Annotated in this window: 17 protein-coding genes; 6 read left to right on the top strand and 11 right to left on the bottom strand. The window is 72.3% G+C overall.

Features of this window, described 5'->3' with window-relative positions; genetic code table 11:
* Positions 1-538: 538 nt before the first annotated feature.
* The 6 genes from LNW73_RS11175 to LNW73_RS36330 form a co-directional block, all read right to left on the bottom strand.
* Complete coding sequence (locus tag LNW73_RS11175; protein WP_250977532.1) at positions 539-937, bottom strand: (deoxy)nucleoside triphosphate pyrophosphohydrolase; 399 nt, start codon at positions 935-937, stop codon at positions 539-541.
* 10 nt (positions 938-947) lie between these two features.
* Complete coding sequence (locus LNW73_RS11180) at positions 948-1,115, bottom strand: SPOR domain-containing protein (RefSeq protein ID WP_250977531.1); 168 nt, start codon at positions 1,113-1,115, stop codon at positions 948-950.
* Entirely contained in the window at positions 1,112-1,681 is a 570-nt protein-coding gene (locus LNW73_RS11185) for an RpiB/LacA/LacB family sugar-phosphate isomerase (RefSeq protein ID WP_250989805.1), read from the bottom strand. The genes LNW73_RS11180 and LNW73_RS11185 overlap by 4 nt, the downstream gene beginning before the upstream one ends.
* A gap of 83 nt (positions 1,682-1,764) precedes the next feature.
* Entirely contained in the window at positions 1,765-3,513 is a 1,749-nt protein-coding gene (locus LNW73_RS11190) for a purine-cytosine permease family protein (RefSeq protein ID WP_250989806.1), read from the bottom strand.
* Positions 3,514-3,646: 133 nt separating this feature from the next.
* Positions 3,647-4,399, bottom strand: a complete 753-nt coding sequence (locus tag LNW73_RS11195) for a GntR family transcriptional regulator (RefSeq protein ID WP_250977528.1) — start codon at positions 4,397-4,399, stop codon at positions 3,647-3,649.
* Positions 4,400-4,476: 77 nt separating this feature from the next.
* Complete coding sequence (locus LNW73_RS36330; protein WP_250989807.1) at positions 4,477-5,547, bottom strand: DUF4190 domain-containing protein; 1,071 nt, start codon at positions 5,545-5,547, stop codon at positions 4,477-4,479.
* A gap of 170 nt (positions 5,548-5,717) precedes the next feature.
* Here LNW73_RS36330 and LNW73_RS11205 point away from each other — a divergent pair, with 170 nt between their 5' ends.
* The 3 genes from LNW73_RS11205 to LNW73_RS11215 all read left to right on the top strand — a co-directional run bounded on the left by LNW73_RS11205 (position 5,718) and on the right by LNW73_RS11215 (position 9,861).
* On the top strand, positions 5,718-7,070 hold the full coding sequence (locus LNW73_RS11205) for a glycoside hydrolase family 18 protein (RefSeq protein ID WP_250989808.1): 1,353 nt from the start codon (positions 5,718-5,720) through the stop codon (positions 7,068-7,070).
* Between the two features lie 245 nt (positions 7,071-7,315).
* A complete protein-coding gene (locus LNW73_RS11210; RefSeq protein ID WP_250989809.1) occupies positions 7,316-9,334 on the top strand; it encodes a SpoIIE family protein phosphatase in 2,019 nt (672 codons plus the stop codon).
* Positions 9,331-9,861, top strand: a complete 531-nt coding sequence (locus LNW73_RS11215) for an ATP-binding protein (RefSeq protein WP_250989810.1) — start codon at positions 9,331-9,333, stop codon at positions 9,859-9,861. Before LNW73_RS11210 ends, LNW73_RS11215 begins: the two co-directional genes overlap by 4 nt.
* An 18-nt stretch (positions 9,862-9,879) precedes the next feature.
* On the opposite strand, the gene LNW73_RS11220 is transcribed toward LNW73_RS11215, so the two are convergent.
* The 4 genes from LNW73_RS11220 to LNW73_RS11240 form a co-directional block, all read right to left on the bottom strand.
* Positions 9,880-10,659 carry an SDR family NAD(P)-dependent oxidoreductase gene (locus LNW73_RS11220; RefSeq protein WP_308407656.1) on the bottom strand — a complete coding sequence of 260 codons (780 nt, stop codon included), beginning with the start codon at positions 10,657-10,659 and terminating at the stop codon, positions 9,880-9,882.
* A gap of 46 nt (positions 10,660-10,705) precedes the next feature.
* Positions 10,706-11,353 carry an excalibur calcium-binding domain-containing protein gene (locus LNW73_RS11225; RefSeq protein WP_250989812.1) on the bottom strand — a complete coding sequence of 216 codons (648 nt, stop codon included), beginning with the start codon at positions 11,351-11,353 and terminating at the stop codon, positions 10,706-10,708.
* A gap of 331 nt (positions 11,354-11,684) precedes the next feature.
* On the bottom strand, positions 11,685-12,395 hold the full coding sequence (locus LNW73_RS11235) for a DUF4232 domain-containing protein (RefSeq protein ID WP_250989813.1): 711 nt from the start codon (positions 12,393-12,395) through the stop codon (positions 11,685-11,687).
* A 90-nt stretch (positions 12,396-12,485) separates the two neighbouring features.
* Positions 12,486-15,131: an AfsR/SARP family transcriptional regulator gene (locus tag LNW73_RS11240; RefSeq protein WP_250989814.1), complete on the bottom strand. Its 2,646-nt coding sequence runs from the start codon at positions 15,129-15,131 to the stop codon at positions 12,486-12,488.
* 213 nt (positions 15,132-15,344) lie between these two features.
* On the opposite strand from LNW73_RS11240, the gene LNW73_RS11245 reads away from it, so the two are divergent.
* Genes LNW73_RS11245 through LNW73_RS11255 form a run of 3 tightly spaced genes read left to right on the top strand, consistent with a single transcriptional unit; the run spans position 15,345 to position 19,498 of the window.
* Complete coding sequence (locus LNW73_RS11245) at positions 15,345-17,696, top strand: ABC transporter ATP-binding protein/permease (protein ID WP_250989815.1); 2,352 nt, start codon at positions 15,345-15,347, stop codon at positions 17,694-17,696.
* Positions 17,697-17,756: 60 nt separating this feature from the next.
* Complete coding sequence (locus LNW73_RS11250; RefSeq protein WP_374118078.1) at positions 17,757-18,482, top strand: hypothetical protein; 726 nt, start codon at positions 17,757-17,759, stop codon at positions 18,480-18,482.
* Positions 18,479-19,498, top strand: a complete 1,020-nt coding sequence (locus tag LNW73_RS11255) for a serine/threonine-protein kinase (protein ID WP_250989817.1) — start codon at positions 18,479-18,481, stop codon at positions 19,496-19,498. Before LNW73_RS11250 ends, LNW73_RS11255 begins: the two co-directional genes overlap by 4 nt.
* Positions 19,499-19,501: 3 nt before the next feature.
* On the opposite strand, the gene LNW73_RS11260 is transcribed toward LNW73_RS11255, so the two are convergent.
* Entirely contained in the window at positions 19,502-20,806 is a 1,305-nt protein-coding gene (locus LNW73_RS11260) for a streptophobe family protein (protein WP_250989818.1), read from the bottom strand.
* Between the last annotated feature and the right edge of the window lie 95 nt (positions 20,807-20,901).

The following is a 20,901-nucleotide window of genomic DNA, read 5'->3' on the forward strand; positions in this document are numbered from 1 at the left end:
GGGGCCCGCGGTGCCGGGAGGTACGGCCTCGGCGCGGTGGGCGAGTAGGCCGTCAGTCGGGGGACGGACGCCCCGCCGCGAGGTCCGCCTGCGGCGCGGTAGGGGGAATCACGGCCCAGCCCGGGGCGGGCGCTTCGGCGCGAGGCCTACCTGCGGCGCGGTGGGGGAATCACAGTCTCAACTGGGGAGGGGCGCTTCAGCGCGGGGCCCGCCTGCGGTTGCGGGCGGGGGCCTGCGGTGCCGGGGGGTACGGCCTCGGCCGGGGCGGGCGCTCACGGCCGAGGCGGGCGGCTGCGGTTACCACCCGTACGGCCCGGCGGTTGGCCATCCGGCGGGTGGGCGAGCCCCATCAGCCCAGCCGGCGTTTGAGGCCATCGCGCTCAGCCCACCTCGCGCCGGAACGAACCCATTCAGCCCGGCCGGCGCTTGAGGCCACCTGATGCGCAAGGGAGTCCGCTCAGCCCGGCCGGCGCTTGAGGCCACCCCCGCCTCGCCCCGCGCCGGAGCGCATCCGGCGGCACAGGTAGGAGGGGAAACCTCAGCCGGAGGCGAGGAGGTGGGCGGCGGTCCAGGCGACCGCTGGGCGGTCCTGGTCGAGCCAGTCGACGTCGTGGATGCGGTCCGGCGACAGCCACCGCAGCTCGTCGTGGTCCTCCAGCGGCTCCGGGGTTCCGGACACCAACCGCGCCGTCCACGCGTGCAGGACCAGCCCCGCGCTCAGCGGCCACTCCCCCGGGATCCGGGCGATCGGCTCGACCTCGACGCCGAGCTCCTCGCGCAGCTCGCGCACCAGGGCCTGCTCGTGGGTCTCGCCCGGCTCGACCTTGCCGCCCGGCAGCTCCCAGCGCCCGGCGAGCGCGGGCGGGGCGCTGCGGCGGGCGGCGAGGAGCCGTCCCTGGTCCAGTACGGCTCCGCCCACGACCACACGCAATGTCATGCGCGGAACCCTACGACGCCTGGCGGTCGATCCGCTCGACGAGATAGAGCTGCTTGTGGCCGCGCGCGTCCAGCATGTCGGAGACGCGTTCGGCCTCCTCACGCGTCGCGTACCGGCCGACGCGGTAGCGGTTGCCGTTGTCGTCCTGGCGTACGACGACCCACGGGAGATCGGTCATCGGACCGTCTCCCCGACCGGAGCCCCGTCGTGAGCCTCATCCGACGCATCGTCGGCAATCCCGCCGGAAGCCCTGTCGGCAACCCCGATGGAATCGACATGCTCGATGTTGGCCCGGACGTCCGCGTGGCCGCTCGCGACCGCGTCGAACCACGCGTCCAGGATCTCGGAGAGCAGCGCCCCGCTGGTCAGCCGCAGGCTGAGGGCCAGCACGTTCGCGTCGTTCCATTTGCGCGCGCCACGCGCCGTGTAGGCGTCACCGCACAGGGCGGCGCGCACGCCCGCCACCTTGTTGGCGGCGATGGACGCACCCGTACCCGTCCAGCAGCAGACCACGGCCTGCTCGGTACGGCCGGCCGCCACTTCACGCGCGGCAGCCTCGGCGCTCCACGCCCACCCGTCGCCCGCCACCACCCCTCCATCGAGCTCCGTGCCCCTCCTCATTCCCTTACGATCTCCGGCCCGCAGCGCCCCGAAGGCGAGCACGGTGTGGCCGCGGCGGCGCAGCTCGTCGACGACCAGCCGCGCCACCGGTTCATCCATGTCCGAGGAAACGGCAATCCGCATATGCCCGACACTACGCCCGCGCTTCACGGCTCGGGTACGAGTTGCCACGAAGAGGTACCGATTCGGCCAACTGTACGACTGGATCAGCTGGTTCGAACGGTGGGCAGCGGCATCAGGACCGGTCCCCCGCCCCGGTCCGCGTCCTTGCAGACGTCTCCGCACCCGGCGTCGAGACTGCAGCACAGCGAGCAGATCGGCCCCGACTGGACGGGACAGTCGGCCACGTCCGGCAGTTCGTACGCGGTCGCGCACACCGCGCAGGTGTGAGTGGCCGTCACATCCGCTACTTCAACCCCGGGACCATTGACCGGATTCGGCCGGGCCAGGTAGTAGCGGCCCTTGGTCGCCCAGGCCAGCAGCGGGCTGAGCGTCAGGGCGAGGCCGAGGGCGATGAAGGTGCTGAACGCTTCCGCGTACTCGCCGAAGAGACCGAAGAAGGCGAGGATCGAGACGGTCGATGCGATGGCCATCGCGCCGAAGCCGGCCGGGTTCACCGCGTGCAGGTAGGCGCGCTTGAACTCGATGTACTTCGGGCTCAGTCCGAGCGGCTTGTTGATGACGAGGTCGGCGGTGACCGCCGCGATCCACGCGATGCCGACGTTGGAGTAGAAGCCCAGCAGCTTGCCGAGCATGGAGAACATGTTCATCTCCATCAGCGTCAGCGCGATGCCGAGGTTCAGGAAGATGTACCAGACGCGGCCCGGGTGCTTGTGGGTGATCCGGGAGAAGAAGTTCGACCAGGACAGCGACCCGCTGTAGGCGTTGGTCGTGTTGATCTTGATCTGCGAGACCACGACGAAGACCGCGGCCGCCGGCAGCGCCACCGACCCCAGCCAGGGCTTGAGCGCCTCGATCTGCGGTGCGATCGGCTCCAGCGCGTGCGTCTTGCCGACGGCCGCGAGCGCGCAGAAGGCGAGGAACGCGCCGCCGAGCTGCTTGGCCGCGCCGATGATCACCCAGCCGGGCCCGGCGGCGAGCACCGCGAGGTTCCAACGGCGCTTGTTCTGCTCGGTCTTGGCGGGCATGAACCGCAGGTAGTCGGCCTGTTCACCGATCTGCGCGATGAGCGAGAGCGCCACGCCCGTACCGAGCCCGAAGCCGAGCCAGTGGAAGCCGGAGCCCGCCCCCTCGGTGCCGCCGAAGGAGCCGAACGCACCCCAGGAGTCAGGCGACTTGAAGGCCAGGACGAGGAACGGCAGCACCAGGCCGATCAGCCAGACCGGCTGCGTCCACGCCTGGAGCCTGGCGAGCGCGCCCATCCCCCGGAAGACGAACGGGATGACGATGAGCGTGGTGATCAGATAGCCGACCGCCACCGGGATGTGCAGGGCCGAGTGCAGCGCCTGCGCCATGATCGAGCCCTCGAGCGCGAAGAAGATGAACGTGAAGCTCGCGTAGATCAGCGACGTGAGGGTGGAGCCGAAGTAGCCGAAGCCCGCACCGCGCGTGACGAGGTCCATGTCCAGGCCGTAGGTGGCGCAGGCGCGGGCGATGGGGATGCCGGTGAGGAAGATGATCGCCGCGGCACACAGGATCGAGGCGAGCCCGCTGGTGAAGCCGTAGGTGAAGACGATCGACGCGCCGATCGCGAAGTCCGCGAGATAGGCGATCCCGCCGAGGGCGGTGGACGCCACCATCGTCGGCGACCAGCGGCGGAAGGAATGCGGCGCGTAGCGCAGCGAGTAGTCCTCACGGCTCTCGTCGGCCGCGAGCTTGGCGTAGTTCCTCTTGGGCGCGCCGGGTGTGCCGGCTGTGCCGGGCGGCTCGGGGGTGCCGGGCACTGCCGGCGCCTCGGGTGTCGCGGTGTCCCTGGGTGTCGCGGTGTCCGTCATCGCCGCAAAGTAGGTTCCGGACATGACAAGCGGTGGCGGGGCTCGATTGCCCGCCGGTTAAGGCCGTCGGCCTCGCGTTACGTCCGCATGACAGGCCCGGACCCCGATGTCCGGCTATCGATCACTTCACCGGTCACTTCACCGGCAGGTGGTATGCAACGCGGTACCGCTCGGCCGGCACGATGATGTCGGCGGTCTCCACCGGTCGGCCGGACGCGAAGTACGTCCGCCTGACCTCCATCACGATGTGGCCGGGCACTCCGCCGAGCGCCGCCGTCTCGTCCGCGAGACCGGGCCGCGCGCCGACCTCCTCGACCATGTTGTCGACCACGAACTCGATGCCCGCCATCCGCTCGACGACACCCTGGCCGCCGAGCGGCCCCTCCTCCGGCAGCATCACCGGAGTGCGGCCGGTGACCGCCAGCGGCTCCCACGAGGTCGCGAGCATCATCGGCTCGCCGTCGGTCCGGTAGAGGTAACGCGTGCGCATGACGCGGTCCCCCGGCTCGATCCGCAGCCGCTCGGCCACCGGCTGCGTCGCCAGGTCCTGGTTGCTGCTCGACTCCCAGGTGCCCTTCACGCCCTCGTCGCCCTGCTCCTGACGGAAGGGGCTGGGCGGGCTCGCCGGGCGGTAGCCCGAGCGGATGATGCGGCGCGGTTCCGCGCGCTCGCGCACATACGTCCCCGAGCCGGAGCGCCCCTCGACGAACCCCTCGGCCATCAGCACCTTGCGTGCCTCCAGCGCGACGGTGTCGGACACCCCGTACTCGGTACGGATGCGCGCCTGGGAGGGCAGCCGGGTGTGCGGCGCGAGCGTTCCGTCGAGGATCTTCTGGCGCAGGTCGTCGGCCACACGAAGGTATGCGGGCTGCTCACCGAAAGGCACGGTGCCCCTCCCTCAGGTTGACTATCTGCGACAGCTTGACAACCCTGGGTGGTTGACCGCAAGCCATGACCAAAGGTTTACGCGTGGGTTCCCGAGTCTCCCGAGGACGCCTTGACCGAGCCGGTCATCTTCCGGCCGCCGTCGCCGAAGAAGCAGGTCACCCTGCGGTCGCCGTTCGACCAACCGCTCTTGCGCGGCAGCGAGTAGTAGATGCTGAGCGAGTCGACCGACCGGTCGGAGCCGTCGAGGTAGTCCTGCGCGAGCACGTTGCACTTGGTGTCGGCCAGCGTCTGCACCTCGTCGTCGCCCGGGTAGTCCGAGGGCGCGTCCGAGAGGGAGGTGACGCCGAAGGTCTCCGCGTCGTGCTCCTCGGCGCACGGCACCACGTCGACGCCCTTGGACTCCCCGCTGGATTCGCTGAGCGAATCACCGTGCAGGTTGAAGCACTGGCCCGTCCGCAGGTCGTCCGTGCGCGTGCCGCTGTCCAGGGCGCCGACCACCCCGAGGGTGATCACCACCGCGAGGAAGAGCGTCGCCACGCCGGAGACCGCGATGCCCGAGATGGCCAGCGCCTTGCCCTGCTGCCCCCGCTTGCGGATCTGGGAGAGCGCGACGATCCCGAACACCACCCCCAACACGGGGATGCAGCTCACGGCCAGCACGAAGGACGCGATGGCCATGCCGTTCATCGACGGCGCGGGCGGCGGCGGGTACCAGTACTGCTGGTACGGCGGCGGCGGGTACGGGCCCTGCCCGTACGGCGGCTGGCCGTACGGCGGCTGCCCGTACGGACCCGGCGGCGGGAACGGCGGCTGGCCGTGCGGCCCCTGACCGTACGGCGGCTGCGGCCCGGCCGGGGGCTGCGGGTACGACGGCAGGCCCGAGGCGGCAGGGTCGGAAGCGGTCGGATCCGGCGCGGGTGCAGCGGCTGCGGCGGGCTCGGGCGTGGCCGGTTCGGCCGACTTCACCAGGCTCGGCCCGTCGTTCGCCGGCGGCCGCGGCGCGTCTTCCGGCTGCGGCTGATCGTTCGCCGGCGGCCCGGGCCGGTCCTCCGGCTGCGGCTGATCGTCCTGCGGCGGCCGGGGCTGGTCCTCCGGCTGCGGCTGGGGCTGGTCTTCTGACGGCGGATGGGGCGGCGGTATGTCCACCCGGGGATCCTACGGACTCCCCGGAACCTTGCCGTACCCCCTTGACCGTATTGGTCTAGGCCAATACTTTCCTGTTCTGCACGTTTCCGCATGTCCCGGCAGAGCACTCCCGCACAGCGCACCCCGCACAGCACGGCTACATTCCCGGCTCACGCACAGGAAAGAGCCCCATGCGTCGAAGATTTCTCGGCAGGCTGGCCGTCGCCGCCTGCTCCCTGTCCCTGGTGGTGGGGCTGCCCGCGCTCACCACCGCCGCCAGCGCGCACCAGCCCGAGCACCACCAGGGCCCCGAGTACAAGCGGGTCGGCTACTTCACCCAGTGGGGCATCTACGGGCGCAACTACCAGGTCAAGAATCTGCAGACCAGCGGTACCGCCGCCAAGCTGACGCACCTCAACTACGCCTTCGCCAACATCGGCACCGACGGCAAGTGCTTCGAGGCGAACGTGCCCGGCCAGGGCGACGCCTGGGCCGACTACCAGCGTCCGCTCGACGCCGCGAGTTCCGTGGACGGCACCGCCGACACCGCGGAGCAGCCGCTGGCGGGCAACTTCAACCAGCTGCGCGAGCTCAAGAAGGCCAACCCGCGCCTCAAGACGATGATCTCGATCGGCGGCTGGGGCTGGTCCACGAACTTCTCCGACGCGGCGCTCACGCCCGCCTCGCGGAGCGCCTTCGTCGCGTCCTGCATCGACGTCTTCATCAAGGGCAACCTGCCGCTGCTCGACGGCAAGGGCGGCCCCGGGTCCGCCGCGGGCCTGTTCGACGGCATCGACATCGACTGGGAGTGGCCGGGCTCGGCCGGCAACGCCGGCACCGTCTACCGCCCCGAGGACAAGCGGAACTTCACGGCGCTCACCGCCGAGTTCCGCCGCCAGCTCGACGCGTACGGCCGCCGGACGCACCGGCACTACGACCTGTCGGCGTTCCTCCCGGCCGCCCCGGCCAAGATCGACGCCGGCTTCGAGGCCCGCAAGATCTTCAACTACCTGGACTTCGGCACCGTCCAGGGCTACGACTTCCACGGGCCCTACGAGGCCACCACCAACCAGCAGTCGGCGCTCACCACTCCCCGGAACTCCCCCGTTCCGAACGAGTTCAGTGACGCGCAGGCCGTCGGCGACTGGCTGAAGCGCGGCGCGCCCGCCCGGCAGCTCGTCCTCGGCGTGCCCTTCTACGGCCAGGGCTGGACCGGCGTCCCCGACGGCGGCACGCACGGCCTCTACCAACCGTCCACCGGCCCGGCCCCCGCCACCTGGCAGCCGGGCAACGAGGACTACCACGCCCTCAAGGCCCTTGCAGCCTCCGGCACTTACCACGTGTACCGCGACAGCCGTAACGGCTTCGCGTGGCTCTACGACGGCACCAACTTCTGGACCTACGACGATCCCCAGGTCCTCAAGGCGAAGACGTCCTGGATCCGCGACCACGGACTGGGCGGCGCCATGGTCTGGTCCCTGGACGGCGACACCGCCGACGGTGAACTGATCGCCGCCATCGACCGCGGTCTCAGCCACCGCTGAACCGCTGATCCGGTCGGTACCGATGATCCGACCGGTACCGCCGCCCGGTCCACCGCCCTCACCGGCGGTGGATCGGGCGGCGCTTCAGACAGCGCTCCGCAATACCGGTTCCCCCTCATCACGTCAAGCCGCTCAGCGATTCTGCCCGAGTCCGATACGGGTTGCGTTACGTTGAGTTAATGACAGCTCACCCAGCGCGCACCGGGCCCGGGGGCGCATCTGTCCAGCCGCGGAACAGCGGAGCGATGCCGGCCGCCCATGGTCCCGGGTCCTGGGACCTGGCCGAGTTCCATCAGGAACTGAGCGCGCTCAGCGAGCGGATCTCCGATCTGCGCGGCCGCCGTGACGGCCGCCCCGCGGACATCCTCGGCGCACTCGACCTGGCCCTCGTCGAACTCGAGGTCGCCGAGGACGAGTTGCGGACCTGCATGGAGGAGCTGCACGCGCACGGCGAGCGGATCGCGCAGCGCGTCGAGGGCGCCGACCGTGAGTGGCAGATGCTCAACACCACCTTCCGCGAACTCCCCGTCCCGGTGTTCCTGCTCAGCCCGGAAGGCGCCATCCACCGCGCCAACGACGAGGCCGCGCGGCTGCTCGGCAGCACCGGCGAGCAGCTGACCGGACAGCCGCTGGCGGCGCGGGTCCAGGCTGAGTACCGGCGGGTCTTCCGGTCGGCGCTCGGTGCCGCGCAGCGCGGCGCCCGGCCGGGACCGCTGCCCCTGCTGCTCACCAGCACCGACGGAACGAGCGCGGTGCGGATCCAACTGGCCCAGCTGCGGACCCCGCCCGGCGCCCGCCCGCTGATCTCCGCCGTCGTCCTGTCCCCCGACTCCGGAGAATCCCCGGACGCCCACGACCCTCACCGTCCCCGTCCCCGCGAAGATGCCGCGCGCACGGACCGCGCCGACCCCGGCACCGTGCACCGTGCGATCGCCGCCTCGAACCGTACGAGCATCCGCGACCGGAGCCCGGACACGGCGACCCAGCGGGACGAAGTCGCCATGGGCGTACGGCGGCTGGACGTCGTCTGCAGGATGACGCGGCTGCTGGTCGGCGAGCCGCTGCGGCCGGGCCCGGGCCTGCTCGAACGGGCCGCGAGCCTGCTCGCCGACGAGTTCTCCGCCCGGGTCATCTTCTTCCTCGTACGGGCCGGGACACCGCACCAGGTCGCCGCGATGCCCGCGGACGCGCCGCCGTACGCCCGCCCGGCGCCCGGTCCCCGGCCGGGGACCCGGGCCGGCCGAGAGGCGTCGACGGCCACGGCGCAGCGCGTGGCCCGTGCCGTCATCACCTCCGGCGCCGCCCTGCTCGAACCGGCGCCCCCGGTCGACGGCGTCACTCCGCGGCCCCTCGGACCGGTCCTCGGCGTACCGCTGGGCACCGGCCCCGAGACCCTGGGCGCGCTGGTGCTGCTGCGCTGCGGCGGGTCCCACGGCTTCACCCTCCCCGATCTCGGTCTGCTGGAGGAGCTGGGCCAGCACCTCGCGATGGCGCTGCTCGCCGAACGGGACCACCGCCGCCAGGAGAACGCCGCGCAGGTGCTCCAGTTCAGCCTGCTCCCGTCCGAGCTGCCCGAGATCCCGTTCACCGAGGTGGCCGGCCTGTACCGGCCGCCGGGTGGCGGCCCGCAGGTCGGCGGCGACTTCTACGACGCCTTCGCCACCCTCGGCGGCTGGGGCCTGGTCGTCGGCGACGTCTGCGGCAAGGGCGTCGAGGCCGCGTCCGTCACGGCCGCCGTGCGGCACGGCATCCGCACGCTGAGCGTCTGGGAGGAGCACCCGGACGTGGTGCTGGAGAAGGTCAACCACGCGATGGCCGTGCAGCATCCGACCGACCGGTTCGTCACCGCCGTCTTCGCCCATGTCCGGGCGGAGCGCGGGCAGGCCCGGGTGCGGCTGGCCAGCGCCGGGCATCTGCCCGCCGCGGTGCTGCGGGCGGACGGCGCGGTCGGGTTCGCCCGGGGCGGCGGGCGGCCGCTCGGGCTGTACGCGTCGCCCGAGGCCGAGGTCGAGGAGCTCGTCCTGAGGGGCGGGGACGTCCTGCTGATGTACTCGGACGGCGTCACCGAGGCCCGCGACCGCGACCGGTCGTTCTTCGACGACGACCGGCTGCTCACGGCCCTGGCCGGGACCCGCGGCCTGTCAGCGGAGGCGGTGGTGAGCGCGGTGGAGCAGCAGGTCATGGAATTCGCCGGCGGCTCCCCGCAGGACGATCTGACGCTGCTCGCACTGCGGGTGGTCCCACAGGAAGAGGACCGCTCATGAAGCAGCAGCCAGGCGCACTCGGGCGGAACGCGCTCCCCGCCGCCGTGCCCGTCTTAGCGACCCCGACGGCCCCGACGGCCCCTTGCGGCCCGGCCCAGGCCGCGATCCCCGCGCAGGTCCCCGTCCCGGCTCAGGGCCCGCCGGGTACGGCCTTCCGGACCTTCCCCGGAACCCCGGCGCATGTCTCCACCGCCCGCCGCTACGTCACCCAGTTCCTCGCGGACCCGGGCTACCGCCACGTCATCGACGACGCCGTGCTCCTGGTGAGCGAGCTGGCGAGCAACGCGATCCTGCACACCAGGTCGGGGGATCCGCTCGGCGGCTTCACCGTCGAACTCGGCTTCTCCGCCGACACCGTGCGCATCGCCGTCCACGACCAGGGCAGCCGCGAGGTCCCGCGGGTGCTGCACGGCAACGGGGAGGGCGGGCGCGGCCTCGGACTCGTCGAGGTCCTCGCCGCCGACTGGGGCATCACGGGCGGTCCGGCCGGTCGCACCGTCTGGTTCGCACTGACCCTGCGGCCGTGATGCCCCCGGGGGCGGTCCTCAGCGGGCCGTGAAGCCGCCGTCCACCGCCAGTGCGGCGCCGGTGATGAACGCCGCCTCGTCGCTCAGCAGGAACGCGGCGAACGCGGCGATCTCCTCAGGCAGCGCGATCCGCCCCATCGGGTGCATCGCGGCGATCGCCGCCACCGCCTCCGGTGTCGCGCCCATCGTGGCCCGGAACAGCGGTGTGTCCACTCCCCCGGTCACCAGCGCGTTGACCCGCACCCCCTGCTCGGCGGTCTCCAGCGCCACCGCCCGCGTCAGCCCGACGACCCCGTGCTTCGCCGCCACATAAGGCGAGACCCCGGCCATTCCCACGACACCGAGGTTGGACGCGTTGTTGACGATCGCGCCGCCACCGGCCGCGACGATCGCCGGAATCTGGTACTTGAGTCCGTAGAACACGGTCGACAGATTGTGCGCGATATCCGCCTGCCAGCCGTCGGCGTCGATCGACTGCACCGGCCCGAACGCATTCACTCCGCCGACATTGTTGAAAGCACCATCCAGCCGCCCGAATTCCGCGACCGCGACCTCCACCACCCGTGCGGCCTCCTCCTCAACGGTGACATCAGCCCCCACGAACACCGCCCGCCCACCAGCGGCCCGAATCCCCGCCGCCACTTCCTCCCCGACATCCTTCCGCCGCGCGGCAATCACCACAGCGGCACCTTCGGACGCGACGCGTTCCGCGACCGCCCTTCCCATTCCGGAATTTCCCCCGGTGACGACAATTACCTTGGAATCAAAGCGAGATGACATGCCTTGAGCCTGCGCCATTGCCGCCGCCGGTTCCGGCGGGAATCAGACGTCGAATCCAGTAGCCCTAATTGTCGCCGTAGTGCTCGCAGGCGAATCCGTCGTGGTCGCTGTCCTGGTCCGACCGGTAGGCCGGATCGGTCCGCGGGATGTCGTACACACCCTGGTCGTGAGCAGCGGTGCAGTCGGGATAGCCCGTTGCGGTCGGCTTCGGCGAACCGACCTCATGGACGGCCGCGGCGACGATCTCCCCGCCGGACACCGTGTACTGACCCTGGAACACCCGCGTCGTGCCGTCGGCCTGGACGGCGTCGAGCCGGGCGGTCACCGTCCGCCCGTCGCTCGACAGCACGGTCAGATAGTCATGGGCGAGCCCGTTGAACCCCGCCACGAACGCCTCATAAGAACCGGCGAAATGCCGCCCGCCCAGATCCCACGCCGCCCGGAAGTCCCCCGCGTTGATGGCGTCGAAGTACGCACCCACCACTGCGGACGCCGCCGGTGCGGGAGCCGGCGCGGTGGTGACGGGCGCTGGCGGCGGTGCGGTCACCGTCGGCCGAGCCGGGCTCGGGGTCGCGGTCGCGGTCTCTGTGACGGTGACCTGGGCCGTCGTCGGTGTCGTGCCGGCCGTCGAACCACCGTCACAGGCGACGACACCGATTGGCGCCGCCAGCAAGCACATCCCGAGCAGAGTGAAACGTCGGCGGTACGGCATGTCCGCTCCCTGCCGCCCGCCGGTCGTTCGTCCCCGGGTCGCACAGGTCGGAGCGGGCTCCGCTCCCCATGGTCCGCCCGTTCGACCGCACTCTCCACTCGAACGACTCCCGGCACTGCCGGTCCGCACACCCCGTCCGGCCTGAGCGATGGACGACTTCGTGGCCCGGCACCGCCCGAGTCGCTACGGTCGGCGCATGAGCGCCGGCCGGCATCTTCCGGGAGTCGCTCCGGCGGCCGGTGCCGTTCGAGATCAGCCTCGACCTGCAGAAGCTCATTCCGCCCCGACGCGGCTGAGGGTCGGGGCGGCGGGCAGACGCCTGCGCGGGCGCTCAGAACTCGTCGGCGCCGTTGCGGAGCTCGTAGGTCCAGTAGCCGGTCTTCGCGGCGGACTCGTCGACGGAGAGGCCGCCTGAGGGGGCGGTGACGACGCGGCTGCCTTCGGCGGGGCCGTCGGTGGCGAAGAGGTTGACGTTGAAGGTGGTGACGACCTTGTTGTTCTCGTGGACGCCGCCCAGGCCGACGCGGACGTTCGCGTAGGCCGGCTCGCCGGACTTCAGGACGATCGTGGTCGCGGGCTTGCTCTTCGCGACGGCGGGGACGTCCTTGGCGGTCTGGATGTCGCCGAAGGCGATCAGCGGGTACTGGAGGAGGCGGCAGGAGCGGCCGGAGGTGTTGGTCGCGGTCAGGACGATGTGCTCGGTGGGCGTCTCGTCCGCCTTCGCCATCGTGATCTTCACGTCCTGGTAGCCGCAGGCGGGGACCTTGGACGTGTCCGCCGAGCCGGTCCCGTTCTTACCGCTGCCGCCCGCGGTGGAGCCCGCCTTGCTCTTGGACGCGGCCGGGTCCGCCGTCGCCCCGGTGCCTGCCGCACCCGCCGTGCCCGCCGCCGGCTTCGACGCGGTGTCCGAGGGGGTCTGCGAAGCGCTCGGGGTCCCCGCGGCCTTCGCGTCGGTGTCGCTGCCGCCGCAGGCGGTCAGGCCCAGCGAGAGTGCGGCGACGACAACGGCGGCGGCGATGGTGTTCTTGCGGTGGATACGCACGGTGGATCTCCCCGTAATGGATGGTCAGCGCACGCATTCGGTGCTGAATACCACCTTCCGGTGGCGCGCTGCCGTCCCGCTTACGTACCGCTAACGATCGGCTGACAGCCGCGCGAGCAGTTCCACGGCGCGTGCCGAGCCCTCTTTGAACCCGGTCGCTTCGGCTGCCGCCGCGGCCTCTTTCAGCTGGTCAGCGGCCTCGCCGGAACGGCCGAGCGCGGCCAGCGCCTCGCCCCGGACGATCTGCAGCTGCGCCCGGCCGACCACCGCGTCGGGGGAGACGATCTCCGCCGCGGACAGCGTGTGCACGAGCGCCTCCTCGTACGCCTCAGTGGTGAGGCAGTGCCTCGCCAGATGCTGGAGGGTCAGCACCTGGGTGGGGGGATGGCCGGTGCGTGCGGCGAGCGCGACCGCGTGGGTCATCAGTGCCCCCGCCCGCTCGTGGTCGCCGGTGGAGGCCAGGACCGCGCCGAGGTTGACGTAGGCGACCGCTTCACTGATCGCGTCGCCCGCCCGTGCGGCCAGCTCGGGCGCCCGCTCCAGTTGGACGAGAGCCTCGGCGTCCCGGCCCTCCTCGTGCAGCACCCAGCCGAGCAGTGCCCGTACCCGCGACTGCGCGTCCGGATCGCCCACGTGTTCCGCCGAGGCGAGCCCGGCCTGGAGGAGCGGCACCCAGCCGTCCCTGATCCGCCACAGCATGAGCGGCCACTGCACGAGGGCGAGCCGCCAGGCCCGGTCGTGCAGGCCCAGTGCGACGGCCGCGGCGACCGCGCCCTCCAGAGCCGGACGCTCCGCCTCGTACCAGGCCAGCGCCGCCGCGCGGTCCTCGAACTCCCTGGTCGCCGGGGGCCGGCGGAAGTCGGCGGGCAGCGAGTAGCAGGGCTGGGAGCCCGGTTCGGCGGCGGCGTCCGCCGCGAGCCCCGTGTAGAGGTAGTGGTCGAGGAGCCGGTGCAGGCCCTGGGGGTCCGCCTGCGGGGCGAGGTGGCGGGCGTAGAGGCGTACCAGGTCGTGCGGCGCCCAACGGCCGGGGACGGACTCGGTGAGCAGATGGGCCGCGGCGAGCCGGTCCAGGTCGGCGGAGGCCTGCGCGGGGGACGTCCCGGCGAGCGCGCCAGCCGCGAAACGGTCCAGGTCGGATCCCGTGTGCAGGCCGAGGGCGCGGAACATCCGGGCGGCGGGCTCCGGCAGCTGCTGCAGCGTCAGGCGCAGTGCGGCCGAGACCCCGGTGTCCTCGATGTCGAGCAGAGCCAGACAGCCCTGTTCGTCGGCCAGTTCGCCGACCATCGCGTCGAGGGTCCACTGCGGCCGCTCGGCCAGCCGTGCCGCCGTCACCCGCAGGGCGAGCGGCAGCCCGTCGCAGAGTCCGGCCAGCCGCGCGGCGGCGCCGGGCTCGGCGGCTACCCGCTCCGCGCCCAGCACGCTGCGGAGCAGCGCCACCGAGTCGGCCGGCGGAAGGTGCCCGAGCGGTACCGGCCGGGCCGCGTCGGAGGCGATGAGGCCGCCGAGCCGGTCGCGGCTGGTGACGAGCGTCGTGCAGCGGTCGCCGCCGGGGAGCAGCGGCCGGACCTGCTCGGAGGAGCGCGCGTTGTCGAGGACGACGAGGAGCCGGCTGTCCGCGGTGAGGGAGCGGAACAGCGCGCCCATCGCGTCGGGGGTCTCCGGTATCCGCTGCGCCGGGGTACCGAGCGCCAGGAGGAACTCCCGCAGTACGGCGCCGGCTTCGGGCGCCGGGGTGTCGCTGAAGCCGCGCAGGTCGGCGAAGAGCCGCCCGTCCGGGAAGTCGGCGCGCCGGTCGTACGCCCAGTGCACGGCGAAGGCGGTCTTGCCGACGCCGGCGGGCCCGGTGACCAGGCAGACGGGCGCGTCCCCCGCGCTGACGGCCCGGGCGAGCGACGCCAGTTCGGCGCCCCGCCCGGTGAAGCCGCGCGGCGGCCGGGGCAGCTGCTCGGGGATCGCGACCGCCGTATGGAGGGCGGGCCGCTGGGCCGGCATGGGTTCCGCGGAGCGCAGGAGCGTCGCGTACGCCTCGCTGAGCGCCTCACCGGGGTCCACGCCGAGCTCCTCCGCGAGCAGCCGCCGGGTGCGGTGGTACCAGCCGATCGCGTCCGACTGGCGGCCCGAGCGGCCCAACGCCAGCATCAGCGCGGCCGCCAGGGTCTCCCTCAGAGGGTGCGCGACCGCTTCGGTACGGAGCACGGCGGCGGCCCGGCCGTGCTCGCCGAGCTGTCCGTACGCGTCGGCGAGCGCCTCCACCGAGGCCAGCCGCCGCTCCTCAAGACCGCCGGCCGCCGCCTCCAGCGGCCGGCTCAGCACGGTCCCGGTGAGCGCGGGTCCCTGCCAGAAGGAGAGCGCCTCCCGGAGCATCCGCACGGCGTCGGCGGGCCGCCGCTGCACCCCGGCGAGCGCGACGAGCTCTTCGAAGCGATGGGCGTCCACCAGGGACTCCGGCAGCTGCAGGGTGTACGCCGTCCCCTGCGTGGCGAGCTCGACCCCGTACGCGGACGCCCCGTGCTCGGCGAGCACCGCGCGCAGCCGTGAGACATGGCCCTGGAGGACGGTCTTGGCGTGGGCGGGCGGCTCGTCCTCCCAGAGGGCGCCGATCAGCTGGCTGACGTTCACCGGGGTGTTGGGCCGCAGCAGCATCATGGCCAGCAGGCTGGAGCGTTTGGCGGGCCCCAGTGCCACGTCCCCGTTCTCCGTGACGACGGCGACGGATCCGAGCAGCCGGAATTCCACCTCGTACCTCCATGATCCGCTTCGCCCCGGCTATCGAGGATACGCAGCGGTAGCGGGCCTCCGACGCCACCCCATCGCCGGTGATCCGACGGTGATCCCTCAGCGATGTGTCGGTCGGTGATGGGCCGGTGATCTGCCGGTCGTCACCGGCCCGGCCGGGCGGCGGCCGCCCGCCGACGGGCGGGGCCCGGCCGCCCGCCGTAAAATTTGACCATGGAAGACCGACCGGTCACTCCCATGGCACCCGAGCTCGTCGTCGAAGCCGGCGGCGACTCTCAGGTGATGGAACCGAACAGGTCCTACCGTATCGGGCGCGATCCGCAGAGCGATGTCGTGCTCAGCGACGACCGGGTCTCCTGGCACCACGCGGTCCTCCGGCCCGCCACCGGCCACTGGATGCTGGAGGACGACGACAGCACCAACGGAACGTACGCCGACGGACAGCGGGTGCGGCTGTCCTCGGTCGGCCCCGGCAGCGTGATCCGGTTCGGTGACGCGGCGGACGGCCCGCTCGCGGTCCTCAGCGCACCGGCGGTAGCCCGCCCGGCGGAGGTCCGGCGGCCGTCGGCCGTCTCGCATCCCGCCGCCACCAGCACCTTCCGCCGGCCGAGTTCCGTGCGGCCACTGCCCTCCACGGCCCGTACGGTGCGGATCGGCCGCGCTCCCGACAGCGATCTGGTGATCGACGAGCTGGTGGTCTCGCGCCGGCACGCCGAACTGCTGGCGGGTCCTGACGGCTACGAGATCGTCGACCTGGGCAGCCACAACGGCACGTACCTCAACGGCCAGCCGGTGGCCCGCGCCCCGGTGATCCCCGGCGACATCGTCGGCATCGGCCACTCCGCCTTCTGCCTCGTCGGCGACGAACTCCAGGAGTTCGTCGACACCGGCGAGGTGTCGCTGGACGTGCAGGACCTGGCGGTACGGATCGACAAGGGCCGCCGGACGCTGCTGGACGGGATCTCCTTCCCGGTCGGCGAGAAGTGTCTGCTGGCCGTGGTCGGCCCGAGCGGCGCGGGAAAGTCGACGCTGCTCAACGCGCTGACCGGACAGCGCCCCGCGGACGAGGGCACCGTCCTGTACGACGGCCGGGACCTGTACCGGGACTACGCCGAGCTGCGCCAGCGGATCGGCCTCGTCCCGCAGGACGACATCCTGCACTCGCAGCTGACCGTGCGACGGGCCCTCGGCTACGCGGCGGAACTGCGCTTCCCCGAGGACACCGTCAAGGCGGAGCGGCAGGCCCGGGTCGACGAGGTGATCCAGGAGCTGGGACTCGTCGAGCGGGTCGGCCAGCCCATCCACAGTCTTTCCGGCGGGCAGCGCAAGCGGGTGAGCGTGGCGCTCGAACTGCTGACGAAGCCGTCCCTGCTCTTCCTCGACGAGCCGACGTCCGGTCTCGACCCCGGCATGGACCGCTCGGTGATGCACATGCTGCGCGGCCTGGCGGACGACGGCCGCACGGTCATCGTGGTCACGCACAGCGTGCTCAGTCTCGACGTCTGCGACCGGCTGCTGGTGCTCGCGCCGGGCGGGAAGATCGCGTACTACGGGCCGCCGGACGACGCGTTGGCGTACTTCGGGTTCGAACAGTGGCCGGAGGCCTTCGAGGCGTTCGAGAACGACACGGAGCGCGACTGGTCGGGCCTGTACCGCGCCTCTCCGCTGCACCGGCAGTACATCTCGGCCGACTCGCGGCAGCCCCAGCACATCCCCGGGCCCGCGCGGGTCCCGGTCGCCCCGCCGAAGCCGCAGAGCTGGGGCGCGCAACTGCGCACGCTGGTCCGGCGGTACGCGGCCGCGCTGACGGCCGACCGGACGTTCCTGATCATCATGGTGGCCCTGCCGTTCGTGATGGGGGCGATGGCGCACGCCCTGGCCGGCAGCAAGCTCACCCAGGAGACGGCGTTGAACGGGCTGCTGATCCTGTGCGTCGGGGCCGTGCTGACCGGCGCCGCCAACGCCGTGCGCGAGCTCGTCAAGGAGCGGGTGATCTACCAGCGGGAGCGGGCCGTCGGGCTGTCCCGGTCCGCGTATCTGATGTCGAAGGTGGTGGTGCTCGGGACGATCACGGTGGTGCAGGCCGTGGTGCTCACCATGGTGGGGCTGTTCGGCGTGGACCTGAACGCCCCTGGAGGGAAAGGGGTGTTCCTGCCACCACTCCTCGAAATCACCCTCGCCGTGGCGTTGCTGGCCTTCACCGCCATGATGCTGGGCCTGTTCGTGTCCGCGCTCGTGCGGAAGGAGGAGGTCACCATGCCGCTGCTGGTCCTCCTCGCGATCGTGCAGGTGGTGTTCTGCGGTGCGCTGCTGAAGCTGAACGGCGTACCGGGGCTGGAGCAGCTGTCGTGGCTGGTGCCGTCCCGGTGGGCGCTGGGCGCGATGGCGGGCACGGTGGACCTGCACCGGATCGTGCCGCAGGAACTCACCTCGGACCCGCTGTTCCGGCACTCGCCCGGGGTCTGGCTGCTGAACATGGGCATGTTGGTCGTGCTCTCAGCGGTGCTGGGGTTCCTGGTCGCCCGGCTGCTGCGGCGGCACGAACCCGCGATCATGCGGAAGTAGCGTCCACGGCCGCATCCGCCCCCATCCCCCACCCCCCGCCTGTGCATGGAGGAGCTGCCCGTGACTGTCGCTCCCGACTTCCTTCCCACCCATGTCGTCCCGCCGGAAGGCCTGATGACCTGGTCGGCACCGGACGCGACGCAGCCGAGCGGGCCGCTGGACCCGCTGCTGCCCGTCCAGGTCGTCGACCGCCGGGGGGACTGGGCGCTGGCGCTGTGCTCCAACGGGTGGTCGGCGTGGGTGGACGGCCGGCTGCTGCTGTCCGTCCCGCACGGACCGCCCGCCGCCGGGCAGCCGTCCGCCAGGACCGCCGATCCCCGGCCGCTGCTGGCCACCGTCGAGGCCGAGGTGGGCCGCTACCGGCGGCTGATCGAGGAACTGGCCGCCGGACAGCTGGACGGCGAGGAGTTCCGGGAACGCACGCGGGGCATGCGGTCCGGTGTGGTCGTGGACGGCGAGGCGGTCTGGCTCTACGACGCGCGGCACGAGCGGTGGTGCTACTGCGACGGGGTGTCGCTGCGGACGTTCGCCGCCTCGCAACGGCCGTCGGTCGGGGGTGGTGCCGGCGGTGGCGTGGCCGCGGTCGATCCTTCCGAGGAGGCGGACGTCGGCGCCGACGAGACCCGGGTCGCCGAGAAGACGAGGTTCGCCGACGAGCCGCCGGCCTCGGAGGAGCTCCCGGCCGCCGAGAAGATCCCGGCCGCTGGGCAGAACCCGCCCGCCGACAAGACCCGCGTCGTCCCGTCGGCCGACCATCCGCCGACGCGGTTCGGTGAGCCGCGGTGAGCAGCAGGGATCCCTCGCCCGACTCCGGACTGCGCGGCCACCGGATCGCGGAGTACCAGCTGGAGGACGAGATCGGCCGGGGCGGCATGGCGGTCGTCTACCGGGCGCGGGACCTGCGGCTCGGCCGGACCGTGGCCGTGAAGGTGCTGGCGCCCGAACTCGCCCGCAACGACAACTTCCGCAAGCGGTTCGCCCATGAGTCGCGGGTGGCCGCGGCCATCGACCATCCGCACATCGTGCCGATCTTCGAGGCCGGTGAGACGGACGGAGTGCTCTACATCGCCATGCGGTACGTCGAGGGCAGCGACCTGCGGGCGCTGCTCGACCGCGAAGGGACGATGTCCCTCGAAGCCACCTGCCGGGTGGCCCTGCAAGTGGCCTCGGCGCTGGACGCCGCGCACGCCCACGACCTCGTGCACCGGGACGTCAAGCCCGGCAACATCCTGTTGGCCGAAGGCACCGACAGCGACCGTCCCGAGCACGCCTATCTGACGGACTTCGGCCTGACGAAGAAGTCACTGTCGCTGACCGGCTTCACCAGCGTCGGGCAGTTCGTCGGCACGCTGGACTACGTGGCGCCCGAGCAGATCTCGGGCCGGCCGGTGGACGGCCGGTGCGACGTCTACAGCCTCGGCTGCGTCGTCTTCGAGATGCTGGCCGGGGCGCCGCCGTTCCGCCGCGACGACGACATGGCCCTGCTCTGGGCCCACCAGTACGACTCGCCGCCGGGCCTGTCCGAGCTGCGCCCCGGACTGCCGGGGGCTGTCGACGCAGTGCTGGGCAAAGCGCTGGCGAAGGCTCCCGACAACCGTTACGAGACCTGCCGGGGGTTCGTCACGGCGCTGCGGACCGCCGGCCGGAGCGGCCGGCCGGGGACTGCGGGGAGTCCGCCGGCGGAGCGTGCCGCCACCCGGGTGAACGCGGCTACGGGCGCGGACGCGCAGCGGCAGCGGACCGCGGCTCCCCCGCCACCACCGGGCTGGGCCGCACCGGTGTTCCCGGCCAGGCCGGGCTGACGTTCACGGCCCGCCGCCCCGAGAGGGGGACCCCGGCTCCGCGTCCTTCACGTCGCCCGGCAGATGGCGTACGTGCCGGGCCAGCAGGCTGCCGAGGAACCCGGTGGCCAGCCCCCAGAGCGCCGCCAGGACCACCAGCAGGAAGAGGTGCGGTTCCAGGGAGACCTCCCCGCCCAGACCGCCGCCGAGGTCCCCGATGCCGATCAGGGAGAGCCCGTAGCGCGCGGAGATCCGGGTGGTCAGTCCGACGAGGAGCAGGGCGACGGCCGAGGCCACGGCCATGTCCACGGCGTGCCGCCACGCCGGCGTCCGGACCGGGGAACGTACCGCCGCGACGAACGCGGCGCCGAGCAGCGCCACGGCGGCCACGGCCACCAGGAGCCAGGCCCGGCCGTCGTACTGCGCGAGCGAGCTCATGTCGAGGGTCCGGTCCACACCCTTGCTGCGGAGCACCTGGTCGAGCACGTGCGGCATGGGCAGCCCGATCGCCTGGTCCACGTGCCCCTCCCACGTTCCGCCCATGCCGAGGCCCAGCGCGATCCAGACCAGGTTCGGCAGGCCGAGGAGCAGGACGGCGACGGTCTCAGCCGGATGGCCCCGCGTGATCAGGGTGACCACCCCGGCGACGAGGCCGATCACCACATAGCCGAGCAGCACCAGCAGCATCGCGAAGGCCGGCGGCCGTACGGAGTTCTGGAAGTGCAGCAGCCGGGAGGGCAGCGGTGCCTTCCGGGAGACGAGGAAGGCGAGCGCGAGCACGGCCAGCACCCAGAGGAGGCCGAATCCGAGGGTCGGAGGGACGTCCGCGCGGAATCCGACCTGTGGCGTCGCGCCGAGCGCCTCGCCGAGGTCCTGCTCGATGCCGTCGCCCACCGGGATGCTGAAGCTGTGGCGGGCCGCGAGGGCGAGCAGCAGGAGCAGCAGCAGCCAGAGCACGGCCGTTCGGGCGACGCGGCCGAGCAGCTCTCCGACGTCAGTCACCGCCCTCGTGCGCAGCGGGAGCAGGAAGACGACGGCGGTCACGAGGGAGCCGGCCAGCGTCACCGACAGCGGAATGACGTCGATGGCGGCGTCCGTCCGGGCGAGGAACCCGGCACCACCCGTCAGGTCGACAGAACCGCCGACCGCCATGACGACCACGGCTGCGGCCACTTGGGGGAATCCGCCGCCGGGAAGGTCGCCCGCGCCCGCCGCCCACAGGCCGAGCGCGGCCACGACGAGCATGGTGGCGGTGCCCGCCACGGCGGTGGCGAGGGCCTCCCCCCAGGCCCGAAGAGCACTGGGAACGGGGCTGCGCGGCTGACTCACGCTGTCTCCTGCCGGGAACGAAGGCGATGCGGAACCGGGAACGGAGGTGATGCAGAACCGGACGCAGGACTGGATGCGGAGCTGGATGCAGAACT

This window comes from Streptomyces sp. RKAG337 (genome assembly GCF_023701715.1).
In the GTDB taxonomy this organism is placed as follows: domain Bacteria; phylum Actinomycetota; class Actinomycetes; order Streptomycetales; family Streptomycetaceae; genus Actinacidiphila.

Excerpts from the sequence above, each read along its gene's own strand:
- LNW73_RS11185 (WP_250989805.1), bottom strand. The coding sequence starts at position 1,681 with ATGCGGATTGCCGTTTCCTCGGACATGGATGAACCGGTGGCGCGGCTG.
- LNW73_RS11205 (WP_250989808.1), top strand. The coding sequence starts at position 5,718 with ATGCGTCGAAGATTTCTCGGCAGGCTGGCCGTCGCCGCCTGCTCCCTG.
- LNW73_RS11190 (WP_250989806.1), bottom strand. The coding sequence starts at position 3,513 with ATGACGGACACCGCGACACCCAGGGACACCGCGACACCCGAGGCGCCG.
- LNW73_RS11175 (WP_250977532.1), bottom strand. The coding sequence starts at position 937 with ATGACATTGCGTGTGGTCGTGGGCGGAGCCGTACTGGACCAGGGACGG.
- LNW73_RS11245 (WP_250989815.1), top strand. The coding sequence starts at position 15,345 with ATGGAAGACCGACCGGTCACTCCCATGGCACCCGAGCTCGTCGTCGAA.
- LNW73_RS11220 (WP_308407656.1), bottom strand. The coding sequence starts at position 10,659 with ATGGCGCAGGCTCAAGGCATGTCATCTCGCTTTGATTCCAAGGTAATT.
- LNW73_RS11225 (WP_250989812.1), bottom strand. The coding sequence starts at position 11,353 with ATGCCGTACCGCCGACGTTTCACTCTGCTCGGGATGTGCTTGCTGGCG.
- LNW73_RS11180 (WP_250977531.1), bottom strand. The coding sequence starts at position 1,115 with ATGACCGATCTCCCGTGGGTCGTCGTACGCCAGGACGACAACGGCAAC.
- LNW73_RS11215 (WP_250989810.1), top strand. The coding sequence starts at position 9,331 with ATGAAGCAGCAGCCAGGCGCACTCGGGCGGAACGCGCTCCCCGCCGCC.
- LNW73_RS11210 (WP_250989809.1), top strand. The coding sequence starts at position 7,316 with ATGCCGGCCGCCCATGGTCCCGGGTCCTGGGACCTGGCCGAGTTCCAT.